Below are 13,252 nucleotides of genomic sequence, written 5' to 3'. Positions count from 1 at the left end.
GCGGGCCTCCTTCAAGGGGTTTCGATGCGCCGCTGCAGCAAGTTGATCAGCAGCAGCAGGATGAAGGAAACCACCAGCATCAATACGCCGATGGCAGTGGCGCCGGTGTAGTCGTACTGGTCGAGCTTGACCATGATCAGCAACGGCAGGATCTCGGTCTTCATCGGCATGTTGCCGGCGATGAAGATCACCGAGCCATACTCGCCAACGCCACGGGCGAAGGCCAGGGCGAAGCCGGTCAACCAGGCAGGCAGCAAAGCGGGCGCCAGCACATGGCGGAACACCTGCAAGGGTTTCGCGCCCAGGCAGGCAGCGGCCTCTTCCACCTCACGCGGGATGTCAGCCAGCACTGGCTGCACCGTGCGCACCACGAACGGCAGGGTGACGAACGTCAGCGCCAGGGTAATGCCCAGTGGGGTGTAGGCGATCTTGAAACCAAGATCCGTGGCGAACTGGCCGACCCAGCCCGCAGGGGCGTACAAGGCGGTCAAGGCGATGCCGGCCACGGCGGTGGGCAGGGCGAACGGCAGGTCGATCATCGCATCGATGACCTTGCGCCCGGGGAAGGTGTAGCGCACCAGCACCCAGGCCAGCAGGGTGCCGATCACGCCGTTGATGATGGCGGCGAACAGGGCGGTGCCGAAACTCAGCTTCAGCGCGGCGATGACCCGCGGCGCGCTGACGATGCTCCAGAACTGCTCCCAGGTGAGCTGCGAGGCATGGATGAACATGGCCGCCAGCGGTATCAGCACGATCAGGCTGAGGTACACCAAGGTGTAGCCCAGCGTCAGCCCGAAGCCGGGTATGACGGGGGAAATGCGACGTGACATAAAGGTCCCTGGTTGAACGCACGAAGCCCGGGAGTCATCCCGGGCCGGTGCAGGCTACTGGAGGGTTTTGTTTGTGGGGCTGCTGCGCAGCCCTTTCGCTGGCAAGCCAGCTCCCACAGTGGCGGTGCATTCCCGCTTCCTGTGGGAGCCGGCTTGCCGGCGAAAGGGGCGCGAAGCGGCCCCGCTTGTTCATTGCCGATCACTGTGCCTGATAAATCTGATCGAACACACCGCCATCGTTGAAGAACTTCGGCTGCGCAGTCTTCCAGCCACCGAAGTCCTTGTCGATGGTCACCAGGTCCAGTTTCGGGAACTGCTTGCCGAATTCGGCGGCAACCTTCGCGTCACGCGGACGGTAGAAGTTTTGTGCAGCGATCTTCTGGCCAGCCGGGCTGTACAGATGCTTGAGATACTCCTCGGCGATCTTCTCGTTGCCCTTCTTCTCGGCGTTCTTGTCGACCACCGCCACCGGCGGCTCGGCCAAGATTGACAGCGAAGGCACGACAATCTCGAACTTGTCGGCGCCACCGTCTTCCTTCAGCGCCAGGAAGGCTTCGTTTTCCCACGCCAGCAGCACATCGCCCTGCCCGTTGTTGACGAAGGTGATGGTCGAGCCGCGGGCGCCGGTATCGAGCACCGGCACGTGCTTGAACAGCTCCTGCACGTAGGCCTTGGCCTTGTCTTCGCTGCCGCCGGTCTTCAGGCCATAGGCCCAGGCGGCGAGGAAGTTCCAGCGGGCGCCGCCGGAGGTCTTTGGATTGGGCGTGATCACCGAGACGTCTTTCTTGATCAGGTCGCCCCAGTCCTTGATGCCTTTCGGGTTGCCCTTGCGTACCAAGAACACGATGGTCGAGGTGTACGGCGTGCTGGCGTCCGGCAGGCGCTTCTGCCAGTCCTCGGGCAGGGTCTTGCCAAGCTTGGCGATCTCGTCGATATCGCCGGCCAGGGCCAGGGTCACCACGTCGGCGCGCAGGCCGTCGATGACCGCGCGGCCCTGCTTGCCCGAACCACCGTGGGACTGCTGGATCTTCACCTTGTCGCCGGGGTTGGCGGCTTGCCAGTGCTTGATGAACTCGGCGTTGTACTGCTGGTACAACTCGCGGGTCGGGTCATAGGACACGTTCAGCAATTCGTAGTCCTTGGCGATCGCGGAACCGGCAAAAACGGCACTGGCCAGGGCGGCAAGCGCATAACGGCGGATGGACATGGTGAAGCTCCCGATTGGCATTTTTCTAGTTTTGAAGGGGTGCGGTGTCAGCCGGTCTTGTTACCGGGCTGCTGCAGGCGGAACTTCTCCTTGCGTTCGATCTGCACCACCTGGGCGTTGTGCACGGTGATCTCCACCGCGCCAAAGCGCAGGTCGCGCAGGGCACTCTGGATTTCACGCAGAATGGTGGCTTCGTCCTGACCGTCGATGCTGCGCAGAGATGCACTCATGCTCGTTCTCCTGTGAGTAAGGGCGCCGGGCAGAGGTTTTGAAGGGGATTTGCGCCTGGCTTGAGGGCAATACTAGTGAGGCGCGGATATTCTTAAAAATACTGTTTAAGAATGTTTATATAACCATTAACGCGAACACTGAACCCTGTGGGAGCTGGCTTGCCAGCTCCCACAGGGTGCGCGTGGTTCTCAGGAAGTCTTTTCCGGCTCGCGGATCTTGTACCAGGCCACGTACAGCGCCGGCAGGAACAACAGCGTCAGCAGCGTTGCGCTGATGATGCCGCCGATCATGGCGTAGGCCATCGGCCCCCAGAACACTTCCCGGGCAATCGGGATCATGCCCAGGCTTGCCGCCGCCGCCGTCAGCAGGATCGGCCGACGGCGGTGGTTGGTCGCCTCCACCACCGCGTCCCAGGGGGTGTAACCCTGTTCCTCGAATTCGTCGATCTGGGTCACCAGGATCACCGAGTTGCGGATGATGATCCCGGCCAGGGCGAGGATGCCGAGGATCGCCACGAAACCCATGGGCGTGCCCGTGGGCACCAGGGCCAGCACCACGCCGATCAGCCCCAGCGGCGCGACGCTGACCACCAGGAACAGCTTCTGCACGCTGTGCAGCTGGATCATCAGGAAGGTCGCCATGAGGAACAGCATCAACGGAATGACATCGGCGATCGGCCCCTGGGCCTTGCCGCTCTCCTCCACCGTACCGCCGGTGGCCACGCCGTAGCCGGGCGGCAGCTTGCCGGCGAACTCGTCGATTTTCGGCTTGAGCTGCGCCACCAGGTTGGTCGGCTGGATATCGCCGACCACCGAGGCCTTGATGGTGATGGTCGGCTTGCGATCGCGCCGCCACACCAATGGCTGCTCCAGCTCGTAGCGCACGGTGGCGAACGCCAACAGGGGAATGGATACACCGCTGGGGCTGACGATCTGCAGGTTCTGCAGGGTGTCGGGCGAGCCCCGCTCGCTGTCCTCGGCGCGTGCGATGACGTCGACCAGGTAGATGTTGTCGTTGACCTGGGTGACCGGCACGCCGCTGACGATGCTGTTCATCACATTGGCCACGTCTTCGGACGACAGCCCCAGCTGGCGTGCCTTGTCCTGGGCGATCTCGATGCGCAGCACCTTACCGGGCTCGTTCCAGTCGTACATCATGTCGCCGATATGTTCGTTGCCATCGAGCACCGTGGCCAGTTCGATGGCATAGCGGCGCACCTGGTCGATGTCCTTGCCGCTGACCCGGTACTGGATCGGCCGGCCCACCGGTGGGCCCATCTCCAGCGACTGCACGTTGCTGCCGATGCCGACGAAGTCCTCGCGCAGCAGTTTCTGCAGGCGCTCGATCATGCCCTGGCGCTCTTCGAAGCCCTTGCTGACGATCACCAGCTGGGCGTAATAGGGATTTTGCAGTTGCTGGTCGAGGGGCAGGTAGAAGCGGATCGCACCCTGGCCGATGTAAGTGCTCCAGCGCACGAGGTCGGGGTCGTCCTTGATCTTCGCCTCCAGGCGATCCACCACCTTGCGCGTTTCCTCGATCGAGGCGTTCTGCGGCAGGTCGAGATCGACCAGGATCTCCGGGCGGTCCGAGGATGGGAAGAACTGGTTCTGCACGAAGCGCATGCCCACCACCGACAGTGCGAACAGCACGATGGTGCCGATCACCGTCACCCAGCGGTGGCGCATGCACCACAGCAGGCCATGTTCGAATGCCCGACCCACTCGCCCGGGTTCGGCCTCGTGGGGCTTGAGCTTTTCGCTGCTGAGGATATGCACCCCCAGCACCGGGGCGAAGAACACCGCCACCACCCACGATACCAGCAGCGCCACGGCGATCACCGCGAACAAGGTATAGGTATATTCACCGGCCGAGCTGGCATTGAGGCCGATCGGCACGAAACCGGCCACGGTCACCAGGGTGCCGGTAAGCATGGGGAAGGCCGTCGAGGTGTAGGCGAAGGTCGCCGCCTGCTCTTTCGTCTCGCCCATTTCCAGGCGCGTGACCATCACCTCCACGGTGATCATCGCGTCATCCACCAGCAGGCCCAGGGCAATGATCAGCGCACCCAGCGAGATCCGCTGCATAGTGATATCGCTGTACTCCATGAACACGAACACCATGGCCAGCACCAGCGGGATCGAGCAGGCCACCACCAGCCCGGCACGCACGCCCAGGCTGACGAAGCTCACCACCAGCACGATCACCACGGCTTCGAACAAGGCACTGGTGAAGCCGCCAACCGCCTGCTTGACCACCACCGCCTGGTCGGACACGGTGTGCACGCCGACCCCGACCGGCAGTTCGCTGACGATGCTGTCCATCTTCTTCTTCAGCGCCGCGCCAAACACCTCGATGTTGCCGCCGGCCTTCATGCCGATGGCCAGGCCGATGGCCGGCTGGCCGTTGTAGCGGAAGATCGGCGACGGCGGGTCGACATAGCCACGCTCGATGTCGGCGATATCGGCCAGGCGGAAGAAGCGGTCGTTAATGCGCAGGTTGACCGTCTCCAGGTCCTTCTCCGAGGCGAACTGCCCGGTGGTGCGCACCGAGATCCGCTCGGGGCCGGCTTCGATCACCCCCGCCGGGGTCACCGCGTTCTGCGATTTCAGCGCCTCCATGACCTGCCGCTGGTCGATGCCCAGGGCTGCTAGCTTGCGGGTGGAGAAGTTCAGGTAGAGCACTTCGTCCTGGGTGCCGATCAGCTCGATCTTGCCGATGTTGTGCACCTCGCGCACCTCCGCGCGGGCCTGCTCCACATAGTCGCGCAGCTGACGCAGGTTCAGGCCATCGGAGGTGAACGCGTAGATCGAGCCGAACACGTCGCCGAACTCGTCGTTGAAGCCCGGGCCCTGTACGCCCTGGGGGAACTGGCCGCGGATGTCCTGGATCTTCTTGCGCACCTGGTACCAGATGTCCGGAATGTCCTTGGCCTTGGTGGTGTCGCGCAGGTACACGTAGACCGTCGATTCACCGGGGCGGGTATAGCTTTTCACGTAGTCGAGCGAATCGAGCTCCTCGAGTTTCTTTTCGATCCGGTCGGTGATCTGGTACAGCGTCTCGTCCTGGGTCGCGCCGGGCCAGCGGGTCTGGATCACCATGGTCTTGATGGTGAAGGACGGATCCTCCTCTCGACCCAGGTTGAAGTAGGAAAAAATCCCCATCAGCAGGCCGACGAACATCAGGTACCAGACGAAGGACTGGTGCTTGAGCGCCCATTCGGAGAGGTTGAAGCTTCCTTTCATCGTGCGTCCTCGTCGAAGATGACCTTCTGGCCAGGCTTGAGGCTGTTCACGCCGGCGGTGACGACGCGCTCGCCGGGTTGCACACCGGAGGACAGGATGATGCTGTCAGGGCCACGCTCCGCCAGGGTGACGTCACGGGTGGCCACGGTCTTGCCCTGCGGGTCGACCACCCAGACCTGGGTCTTGCCATCGCGCTCGAGCAACGCGGAACGCGGCAACTGGCTGCGCGGCGTCAGCGCCGAGGTCAGGGTGACGCTGATCGCTGTCCCCAGGTGGAAAGCCTCCGGGGTGCTGGCCAGGGTAAGGCGGGCGCGGCGGGTACGGGTGGTGGCATCTGCCTGGGGCTCCAGCTCGCGCAAGGTGGCAGTAGTGTTGATGCTGGTGTCGAGCTGCGAGGCGACGGTGAAGGTGAGGTCGCGGCTCAGTTGTTCGGCCAAGGCTATCGGCAGGTCGATCACCGCTTCCTTCACGTCCGGGCGCGCCAGGGTAACTACGGCCTGGCCGGCGCTGACAGTCTGCCCGGCCTCGGCCTGCCAGGCCGTGATCACCGCGGCATGGTCGCTACGCAGGGTGCTGTAGTCGAGCTGGTCGCGGGCCTGGCTGACTGCCGAACGCGCCTGCGCCAGCGACGCGCCGGTAGTCTTCAGGTTGGTCTGGGCGATGTCCAGCTGGGCTTGGGCGCCGACGCCGCGGTCATACAGTTGTTGCTGGCGACGGGCATCGGCCTGGGCATTGATCCACTGCGCCTGCACCCGCGCGAGGTCGCCTTCGGCGGCACGCAGCTGGTTCTGCTGGTCGGTCGGATCGAGGGTAGCCAAGGTATCGCCGGGCTTGACCTGGGCCCCGACATCCAGCCAGCGCCGGGCGATACGGCCAGACACGCGGAAGCCCAAGGTGCTCTCGAAGCGCGCCTGGATATTGCCGGCAAAGCGCCCAAGCTGCGCTTGCACCTGGGGTTCGACCACGGTCGACAACACCGGTCGCACGGGTTCGGGCTGGACTTCCTCGCCACCACAGGCAACCAGCAACAGGCAGGCAGACACTATCGGCAGCAACGGCCTCATGGCGCGACTCCCCCGTTTCTGGCATCGACCTTCTCGACCTGAATACCTGGGTTCAACAGCTGGCCACCACTGACCACCACCACCTCACCGGCCTCCAGGCCCTCGCTGATCACCACTTTTCCGGTCAGGTAGCGCGCCACCTGGACCTTGCGCAGTTGCGCCTTGTCACCCTCGCCGACCACCCACACGGCGGGCTCGTTCAGCGCCTTGGTCAGGGCTGACCAGGGCAGCTCGACGCTCGGTTTGCCATGGGCACTGGCCGACGCCGTCACCGGCGCCCCCAGGGCCATGCCCTTGGGCACGTCGCGCAGGGCAACCTTGACCTGCACCGTGCCGCTTTGCGCAGAGACCGTCGGGGTGATCTCGCGCACGTGGCCTTGGGCGGTGATGGCGGGGTTGTCGATCAGGCTGACCGTCACACCCTTGTCACCGCTGGGTGCCACCAGCAGCGACTCATAGACATTGAACACCGCGTCACGGTCGCCATCGACCGCCAGGCTGAAGATCGGCATGGTCGCCTGCACCACTTGACCGACTTCGGCCTGGCGCGCAGTGATCACGCCGTCGGCCTCGGACACCAATGCCGTGTAGCTCAGCTGCTCGTTGGCGTTGGCCAGTTGCGCCTGGGCGGCCTTGAGCGCGCTCTGGCTGCTGCGCAACGCGGCTTCAGCGGAGTCGTATTCGCTCTGGCTGGTGTAGCCCTTGGGCAAGAGTTTCTGCTGGCGCACGAACGCGGCGCTGGTCTGGGTAACCCGGGCCTGTTCGGCGAACACCTCGGCTTTGGCCGAATCGACGTTGTTCTGCAGGTCCTTGGGGTCCAGGCGCGCCAGTACCTGATTGGCCTTCACGTGGTCACCGACATCGACGCTGCGCGCAATGATCTTGCCGCCCACGCGGAACGACAAGTCGGTCTGCACCCGCGCCTGCACGTCACCGGTCAGGGTGACCCGGGCAGCAAAGTCGGTGGGCTGCACCTGCTGCACCGCGACGCGGGGCAGCACCTGGCCGACCTCCTCCTTGCCACATCCTGAAAGCAGGGACAGCAACCCCAGGCAAACGACCAGCGGCACACGCTCTAGCGTCATGCAGGCTCCTTGCTTCTCTCAGGTGAAAGGGTTGCGTTTGAAAGCGTAGATCAGGGATCGACAAACGGCATCGGCCAGGGTTCAACAAAGCGAGGCGGTATCGGCGATACTGCGTTCCGACCGCTCAAGGATGCCGCCTATGCTCACCACCCTGGCCATTGCCAACTACCGCTCGATCAACCAGCTGGTGCTGCCGCTGGGCCGGCTGAACGTGATTACCGGTGCCAATGGCAGTGGCAAGTCCAACCTGTACAAGGCCTTGCGCCTGCTGGCCGAGACCGCGCGCGGCGGCGTGGTCAACGCGCTGGCTGCCGAGGGCGGGCTGGAATCGACCTTCTGGGCAGGCCCCGAGAAGCTCACCCGGCGCATGCTCAACGGCGAGGTGCCAGTGGAAGGCGGGCCACGCCAGCAAGCCCGGCGCCTGAAAATGGGCTTTGCCGGCGAAGACTTCGGATACGCGATCAGCCTCGGTCTGCCCGAACCCAGCCGATCGAAGTTCGCTCTGGACCCGCAGATCAAGCAGGAGACGATCTGGGCCGGCCCCCTGTGCCGACCCGCCAGCCAACTGGTGCAGCGCCATGCGGGGATGGTCAAGGCCCGCGACGGGCGCCAATGGCAGGTGCTGCACCAGCACATGACCGAATTCGACAGCCTGTTCGACCAGGTCGGCAGTCTCCAGGGCTCCCCCGAGGTGCCGCATCTGCGCGAGCAGATCCGCAGCTGGCGCTTCTACGACCATTTCCGTACCGATGCCGAGGCGCCCGCCCGACAATCGCGGCTGGGGACGCGCACGCCGGTGCTGCATCACGATGGCCGCGACCTCGCCGCCGCCCTGCAGACCATCGACGAGATCGGCGACCTGCAGGCCCTGCAGGATGCAGTGAGCGACGCGTTTCCCGGCGCCCGGCTTGCGGTCGACGCCCAGCCCGGCGGTCTGTTCGCCCTGCGTTTCCACCAGGCCGGGCTGTTGCGGCCGCTGAGCGCTGCCGAGCTGTCCGACGGGACCTTGCGCTACCTGTTGCTGGTGGCTGCCCTGCTCACGCCGCGCCCACCGAGCATGATGGTGCTCAACGAGCCGGAGACCAGCCTGCACCCGGACTTGTTGCCGGCGCTGGCGCGCCTGATCCGCCGCACGGCGCGCGAATGTCAGGTATGGGTGGTGTCGCACGCGCCGAGGCTGGTGGCGGCCCTGGAAGAGGATGCCGACTGTAACTCGATCCACCTGGAGAAGACCTTGGGGCAGACCGGTATCGTCGGGCAGGGCATGCTGGATGAGCCGGCCTGGAACTGGCCGGACCAGGGCTGAAAAGACCGCGGGGCAAGGCGCATCGGCACACCGCCGATGCGACTTGCCCCGCGATGCGTTGGCTCAGGCCTGCGCGGCGGCCTGGGCCGGACGACGTACCTGCGGCTGCGAGACGTTCGCCGCGGCGCCCTCCTCGATGGCCTGCTGGATCGCCCGACGACGACGCTCCTCGGCCTGGCGGCTGAAGTACCAGACCATGAAAGTCACCAGCGACACCGACAGCAGGATCAGGCTGGCCACGGCATTGATCTCCGGCTTCACGCCCAGGCGCACGGCCGAGAACACTTCCATCGGCAGGGTGGTCGAGCCAGGGCCGGAGACGAAGCTGGCCAGCACCAGGTCATCCAGCGACAGGGCGAACGACATCATGCCGCCCGCCGCCAGCGACGGTGCGATCATCGGGATGGTGATCAGGAAGAACACCTTCCACGGCTTGGCACCCAGGTCCATGGCCGCCTCCTCGATGGACAGGTCCAACTCGCGCAGGCGCGCCGACACCACCACCGCCACGTAGGCTGCGCAGAACGTGGTGTGGGCGATCCAGATGGTGACGATGCCACGCTCCTGCGGCCAGCCGATCATCTGCGCCATGGCCACGAACAGCAGCAACAGCGACAGACCGGTGATCACCTCGGGCATCACCAGTGGCGCGGTGACCAGGCCACCGAACAGGGTGCGGCCCTTGAAGCGGGTGACCCGGGTCAGCACGAAGGCCGCCAGGGTGCCCAGCGCCACCGCGGCGACCGCCGTGTAGCAGGCGATCTCCAGCGAGCGCATCACCGAACCCATCAGCTGGGTGTTGTCGAGCAGGCCGACGTACCACTTCACCGACCAGCCGCCCCATACCGTTACCAGCTTGGAGGCGTTGAACGAGTAGATCACCAGGATCAGCATCGGCAGGTAGATGAACAGCAAGCCGAGCACCAGCATCAGCTTGGAGAAACTGAAGCGTTTCATGCGCGGCCCTCCATCTCTTTGGCCTGGCTGCGGTTGAACAGCAGGATCGGTACGATCAGGATCGCCAGCATCACTACCGCCAGCGCCGATGCCACCGGCCAGTCACGGTTGTTGAAGAACTCTTGCCACAACACTTTACCGATCATCAGGGTTTCCGGGCCGCCGAGCAGTTCAGGAATCACGAACTCACCCACCACCGGGATGAACACCAGCATGCAGCCGGCGATGATGCCGTTCTTCGACAGCGGCACGGTGATCTTCCAGAAGCTGTTGAAGGTGCTCGAGCCAAGGTCGGATGCAGCTTCCAGCAGGCTTTCGTCGTGCTTCACCAGGTTGGCGTACAGCGGCAGGATCATGAACGGCAGGTACGAATAGACCACGCCGATATACACCGCCAGGTTGGTGTTGAGGATCTGCAGCGGTTGGTCGATCAGCCCCAGCCACAGCAGGAAGCTGTTGAGCAGGCCGTTGTTGCTGAGAATGCCCATCCAGGCGTAGACGCGGATCAGGATCGCAGTCCAGGTCGGCATCATGATCAGCAGCAGCAGGACGGTCTGCGACTCTTTCCTGGCCTTGGAGATGGCATAGGCCATCGGGTAGCCGATCAGCAGGCAGAGCAAGGTACTGAAGAAGGCGACCTTGAGCGAGCCGAGGTAGGCCGCGATGTACAGCTCGTCCTCGGTCAGCAGGCCATAGTTGGCCAGGTTCAGCACCAGCTGAACCTTGCCTTCCAGGTAGGTGTAGATCTCGGTGTACGGCGGGATGGCCACATCGGCTTCGGCAAAGCTGATCTTCAGGACGATGAAGAACGGCAGCATGAAGAACAGGAACAGCCAGATGAACGGCACGCCGATCACCAGGTGCCGCCCCTCCGGGACAAGGCGCTGGAATGCTCGCTTGAGCTTGCGGATTTTCATGACCGCAGTACCACGCCGCTGTCGTCTTCCCACCACACGTAGACTTCGTCGTCCCAGGTCGGGCGAGTGCCCTGGCGCTCGGCGTTGGCGACGAACGACTGGACGATCTTGCCGCTGGGCAGCTCGACGTAGAACACCGAGTGGCCGCCGAGGTAGGCAATGTCGTGGACCTTGCCGCGCGACCAGTTGTGCTCGCAGGTCGGCTGCGCGGTGGTGACCAGCAGCTTTTCCGGCCGCAGGGCGTAGGTGATGTGCTTGTCCTCGACCGAAGTGGTGACACCGTGGCCGACGTAGATCTTGCGCTCCAGCTCCGGGCTGGCGATGACCGCATGGCCTTCGGCATCGTCGACCACTTCGCCTTCGAACAGGTTGACGTTGCCGATGAACTCGCAAACCAGGCGGCTGGTCGGGGTTTCATAGATATCGATCGGGCTGCCGATCTGGGCGATCCAGCCCAGGTGCATGATGGCGATGCGCTGGGCCATGGTCATGGCCTCTTCCTGGTCGTGGGTCACCATCACGCAGGTCACGCCCACGCGCTCGATGATCTCCACCAGCTCCAGTTGCATCTGCGAGCGCAGTTTCTTGTCCAGCGCGCCCATCGGCTCATCGAGCAGCAGCAACTTGGGGCGCTTGGCCAGCGAGCGTGCCAAAGCGACGCGCTGGCGCTGGCCACCGGAGAGCTGGTGCGGCTTGCGCTTGGCGTACTGGGTCATGTGCACCAGCTTGAGCATCTCGGCCACACGGGCGTCGATCTCGGCCTTGGGCATCTTGTCCTGCTGCAGGCCGAAGGCGATGTTCTGCGCCACGGTCATGTGCGGGAACAGCGCGTAGGACTGGAACATCATGTTGATCGGCCGCTCGTAGGGCGGCATGTCGGTGATGTCGACGCCATCGAGGAAGATCCGCCCTTCGGTCGGACGCTCGAAGCCAGCCAGCATGCGCAGCAAGGTGGACTTGCCGGAACCGGAGCCGCCCAGCAGGGCGAAGATCTCGCCCTTGCGGATTTCCAGGGACACATCGTCCACGGCTACCGTTTCGTCGAACTTTTTCGTGACCCGGTCGATCTTGACCAGCACCTGCTTGGGTTGCTGGCCACCCTCGAGGGCTTTCTTATAGGCACCGGAGGCAACTGCCATGAGTGAAACTCCCAACAAGATTTGTGTGCCCGCCGCTGCGCTGGCGGGCCTGGATTGTTACTTGCCCGACTTGACCTTGGTCCAGCTGCGGGTCATCAAACGTTGCACCTTGGGTGGCAACTCGGCGTTGACGAACATCTTGTCCAGCACTTCCTGCGGTGGGTAAACCGCGGCGTCAGTCCTCACGGCCTGGTCCATCAGGTCGCCAGCCTTGGGGTTCGGGTTGGCGTAACCGACGTAATCACTGACCTGGGCGATAACCTCAGGTTTCAGCAAATAGTTGATGAAGGCATGGGCCTCTTTCACGTTCTTGGCGTCCTTGGGGATCGCCAGCACGTCGAACCAGAGGTTGCCGCCTTCCTTGGGAATGGCGTAGGCCAGTTTCACGCCCTTCTTCGCTTCTTCAGCGCGGGACTTGGCCTGGAACACATCACCCGAGAAACCCGCCGCGACGCAGATGTCGCCGTTGGCCAGGTCGGTGATGTACTTGGACGAATGGAAGTAGGTCACGTAGGGGCGCACCGCCAGCAGCTTCTGCTCGGCCTTGGCATAGTCCTTCGGGTCGGTGCTGTTGGGGTTCAACCCCATGTAGTTGAGCACCGCCGGCAGCATCTCGTCGGCCGAATCGAGGAAGGCCACGCCGCACTGGCTGAGCTTCTTCATGTTCTCAGGCTCGAACAGCACCGCCCAGGAATCGATCTTGTCGGTGCCCAGCGCCGCCTTGACCTTCTCGACGTTGTAACCAATGCCGTTGGTGCCCCACAGGTAGGGAACAGCGTACAGGTTGCCCGGGTCGTTCTTCTCCAGGCGCTTCATCAGCGCCGGGTCCAGGTCTGCGTAGTTGGGCAGCAGGTTGCGGTCAAGCTTCTGGAACGCGCCCGCCTTGATCTGCTTGCCCAGGAAATGGTTGGACGGCACCACCACGTCATAGCCGGTGTTGCCGGCCAGCAGCTTGCCTTCCAGGGTTTCATTGGAGTCGAAGACATCCTGCACAGGCTTGATGCCTGTGGCTTTCTGGAAGTCCGCGAGTGTGGTCGGGCCGACATAGTCGGACCAGTTGTAGAAATGCACCGTGGGCGCCGCTTGGACGCTGCAAGCCAGCGTCAGACCCGCTCCAGCCATCAAGGCCTTGCGAAAAACAGAAATAGACAAGTGGGTGGTCCTCACAATCAGTGCCTTTGCTGGCGGTAGACTTCGGCCGCTCACGCAAAACCGGCGCGCAACTTACCTTCACGGCGGGGATGCCGCAAACTTATTTGCCTCAAGCGCCCTCC

The 13,252-nt window shown here is 63.8% G+C and carries 11 protein-coding genes; 1 reads left to right on the top strand and 10 read right to left on the bottom strand.

What is annotated here, in order from left to right; all coding sequences use genetic code 11:
* Window positions 1-11: 11 nt before the first annotated feature.
* The 6 genes from cysT to DFS21_RS05830 all read right to left on the bottom strand — a co-directional run bounded on the left by cysT (window position 12) and on the right by DFS21_RS05830 (window position 7,659).
* The gene (cysT, locus tag DFS21_RS05855) at window positions 12-830 is read right to left on the bottom strand and encodes a sulfate ABC transporter permease subunit CysT (protein ID WP_110697194.1); all 819 of its coding nucleotides are present in this window, start codon (window positions 828-830) and stop codon (window positions 12-14) included.
* 199 nt (window positions 831-1,029) lie between these two features.
* Window positions 1,030-2,037 (bottom strand): sulfate ABC transporter substrate-binding protein, encoded by a 1,008-nt coding sequence (locus tag DFS21_RS05850; protein ID WP_102684754.1) that lies wholly within the window; start codon window positions 2,035-2,037, stop codon window positions 1,030-1,032.
* A 47-nt stretch (window positions 2,038-2,084) separates the two neighbouring features.
* Window positions 2,085-2,267 (bottom strand): sulfur starvation response protein OscA, encoded by a 183-nt coding sequence (gene oscA, locus DFS21_RS05845; protein WP_003258557.1) that lies wholly within the window; start codon window positions 2,265-2,267, stop codon window positions 2,085-2,087.
* A 189-nt stretch (window positions 2,268-2,456) separates the two neighbouring features.
* A complete protein-coding gene (locus tag DFS21_RS05840; RefSeq protein ID WP_102685444.1) occupies window positions 2,457-5,510 on the bottom strand; it encodes an efflux RND transporter permease subunit in 3,054 nt (1,017 codons plus the stop codon).
* Window positions 5,507-6,574, bottom strand: coding sequence for an efflux RND transporter periplasmic adaptor subunit (locus DFS21_RS05835; protein WP_111531973.1), 1,068 nt, complete (start codon window positions 6,572-6,574; stop codon window positions 5,507-5,509). The genes DFS21_RS05840 and DFS21_RS05835 overlap by 4 nt, the downstream gene beginning before the upstream one ends.
* On the bottom strand, window positions 6,571-7,659 hold the full coding sequence (locus DFS21_RS05830) for an efflux RND transporter periplasmic adaptor subunit (protein WP_102685442.1): 1,089 nt from the start codon (window positions 7,657-7,659) through the stop codon (window positions 6,571-6,573). The genes DFS21_RS05835 and DFS21_RS05830 overlap by 4 nt, the downstream gene beginning before the upstream one ends.
* 139 nt (window positions 7,660-7,798) lie before the next feature.
* Between DFS21_RS05830 and DFS21_RS05825 the strand changes: the two genes are divergently transcribed.
* Complete coding sequence (locus DFS21_RS05825; RefSeq protein ID WP_110697190.1) at window positions 7,799-8,965, top strand: AAA family ATPase; 1,167 nt, start codon at window positions 7,799-7,801, stop codon at window positions 8,963-8,965.
* 63 nt (window positions 8,966-9,028) lie between these two features.
* Here the strand turns inward: DFS21_RS05825 and DFS21_RS05820 are convergent, their stop codons facing one another.
* The 4 genes from DFS21_RS05820 to DFS21_RS05805 are packed head-to-tail and all read right to left on the bottom strand — an operon-like array spanning window position 9,029 to window position 13,130.
* Window positions 9,029-9,922, bottom strand: coding sequence for an ABC transporter permease subunit (locus tag DFS21_RS05820; RefSeq protein WP_038707013.1), 894 nt, complete (start codon window positions 9,920-9,922; stop codon window positions 9,029-9,031).
* Window positions 9,919-10,839: an ABC transporter permease subunit gene (locus tag DFS21_RS05815; RefSeq protein WP_023630467.1), complete on the bottom strand. Its 921-nt coding sequence runs from the start codon at window positions 10,837-10,839 to the stop codon at window positions 9,919-9,921. The genes DFS21_RS05820 and DFS21_RS05815 overlap by 4 nt, the downstream gene beginning before the upstream one ends.
* Complete coding sequence (gene potA / locus DFS21_RS05810; protein ID WP_110697188.1) at window positions 10,836-11,978, bottom strand: polyamine ABC transporter ATP-binding protein; 1,143 nt, start codon at window positions 11,976-11,978, stop codon at window positions 10,836-10,838. The genes DFS21_RS05815 and potA overlap by 4 nt, the downstream gene beginning before the upstream one ends.
* Window positions 11,979-12,035: 57 nt before the next feature.
* Window positions 12,036-13,130, bottom strand: coding sequence for a polyamine ABC transporter substrate-binding protein (locus DFS21_RS05805; protein WP_111531972.1), 1,095 nt, complete (start codon window positions 13,128-13,130; stop codon window positions 12,036-12,038).
* Window positions 13,131-13,252: the final 122 nt, after the last annotated feature.

The organism is Pseudomonas sp. 2848 (assembly GCF_003253945.1).
GTDB lineage: Bacteria > Pseudomonadota > Gammaproteobacteria > Pseudomonadales > Pseudomonadaceae > Aquipseudomonas.
Note: the sequence above shows the minus strand (reverse complement) of the source record. Positions and strands in the feature narration are given on the sequence as shown.

Excerpts from the sequence above, each read along its gene's own strand:
- cysT (WP_110697194.1), bottom strand. The coding sequence starts at position 830 with ATGTCACGTCGCATTTCCCCCGTCATACCCGGCTTCGGGCTGACGCTG.
- DFS21_RS05850 (WP_102684754.1), bottom strand. The coding sequence starts at position 2,037 with ATGTCCATCCGCCGTTATGCGCTTGCCGCCCTGGCCAGTGCCGTTTTT.
- oscA (WP_003258557.1), bottom strand. The coding sequence starts at position 2,267 with ATGAGTGCATCTCTGCGCAGCATCGACGGTCAGGACGAAGCCACCATT.
- DFS21_RS05840 (WP_102685444.1), bottom strand. The coding sequence starts at position 5,510 with ATGAAAGGAAGCTTCAACCTCTCCGAATGGGCGCTCAAGCACCAGTCC.
- DFS21_RS05835 (WP_111531973.1), bottom strand. The coding sequence starts at position 6,574 with ATGAGGCCGTTGCTGCCGATAGTGTCTGCCTGCCTGTTGCTGGTTGCC.
- DFS21_RS05830 (WP_102685442.1), bottom strand. The coding sequence starts at position 7,659 with ATGACGCTAGAGCGTGTGCCGCTGGTCGTTTGCCTGGGGTTGCTGTCC.
- DFS21_RS05825 (WP_110697190.1), top strand. The coding sequence starts at position 7,799 with ATGCTCACCACCCTGGCCATTGCCAACTACCGCTCGATCAACCAGCTG.
- DFS21_RS05820 (WP_038707013.1), bottom strand. The coding sequence starts at position 9,922 with ATGAAACGCTTCAGTTTCTCCAAGCTGATGCTGGTGCTCGGCTTGCTG.
- DFS21_RS05815 (WP_023630467.1), bottom strand. The coding sequence starts at position 10,839 with ATGAAAATCCGCAAGCTCAAGCGAGCATTCCAGCGCCTTGTCCCGGAG.
- potA (WP_110697188.1), bottom strand. The coding sequence starts at position 11,978 with ATGGCAGTTGCCTCCGGTGCCTATAAGAAAGCCCTCGAGGGTGGCCAG.